This is a genomic window from Vibrio sp. 2132-1, from assembly GCF_033344315.1.
Genome location: NZ_JAWPON010000141.1, coordinates 1 through 937, shown reverse-complemented (window position 1 = coordinate 937; position 937 = coordinate 1). Strand labels below are relative to the sequence as shown.

Here is a 937-nt window from a genome sequence, read left to right as displayed (position 1 = left end):
TCAAACTGAGGGGATATTGGTCGGGGGTGGTCACTTCTTTTTCAATCAAGCAACCAATTACTCGTGCTTCAATTGCCGTTAGCTCAACTTTCATAATGCATTTCCTTATTATTTTTGCATTTGAATTTATACCTAAACCGCATCTAAGTCTTTTATGTCTACTTTGCACCGTCGATTCAAAACGCTGCACGACTTGAAGCTGTTTAGGTATAGGTGCCAGGCTAAAGCATAGCGCAAAGACCTGGCACCCATCGCGAATCGGGGTCGGTCTCAATGCTCCGAGAGAATCGGCACTTTTCTCATATTGCCGTCTTCATCAATCATCATGATTTTCGAACGATTCAGTTCGACTTCCGTGATTTCAAGTTGGCTTCTCTCTTCAATGTACGCCGCTTTTAACTTTTCAGCCAAAGAGCTGGTGACTTTCTCATTCTCTTGACTGTCGGCTTGCTCCGCAGTGTTACCAGAGTCCATATCAAGTTTCATCATTTTTCATTTAATGACGCTGATGATATAGCGAAGGTCTCGCCATGACAACGTATCGATTTGTTCATAAATGCAAAATGCTATCCACTTATCGGGAATAACCGTCGCAGAAAGACGCATCCGTATCCCCTCAATAACCCGTTCATGGTGCGAATTTTTTCATCTTCGCTCCCCTCTAGTGAACCCACCAAAGGGCTGTTTGTCAGCGAGACATGAGAATTGGTTGAGATTTGGTCAACTCTGCATTGTGATTGATCTAAAGACTGTTATGCCACTGGATGTTGTGCTTTAATCGAGGCAGATATTCACAAATTAGGAAAGGGAACCATGAGTAGCGTATTTGAAATCGTTAACCAAGCTCGTCGTAAAAACAAACTAAAACGTGAGCTACTTGATAACGAAAAGAAAGTTCGTGATAACCGTAAACGTGTAGACCTTCTGGAAAACCTCC

3 protein-coding genes are annotated in these 937 nt (G+C 42.7%); 1 reads left to right on the top strand and 2 read right to left on the bottom strand.

The annotated features are described in order from the left end of the window. Together R8N47_RS23995 and R8N47_RS23990 are read right to left on the bottom strand one after the other, a co-directional pair. A partial coding sequence (locus R8N47_RS23995; RefSeq protein WP_318185948.1) for a DUF480 domain-containing protein occupies positions 1-94 on the bottom strand: 94 nt, incomplete at its 3' end. A gap of 176 nt (positions 95-270) precedes the next feature. Further along, positions 271-486, bottom strand: a complete 216-nt coding sequence (locus R8N47_RS23990) for a hypothetical protein (protein ID WP_005477197.1) — start codon at positions 484-486, stop codon at positions 271-273. A gap of 327 nt (positions 487-813) precedes the next feature. Between R8N47_RS23990 and R8N47_RS23985 the strand changes: the two genes are divergently transcribed. Beyond that, positions 814-937, top strand: a 124-nt coding sequence (locus R8N47_RS23985; RefSeq protein WP_318185947.1) for a DUF496 family protein, incomplete at its 3' end; no start/stop codon positions are given.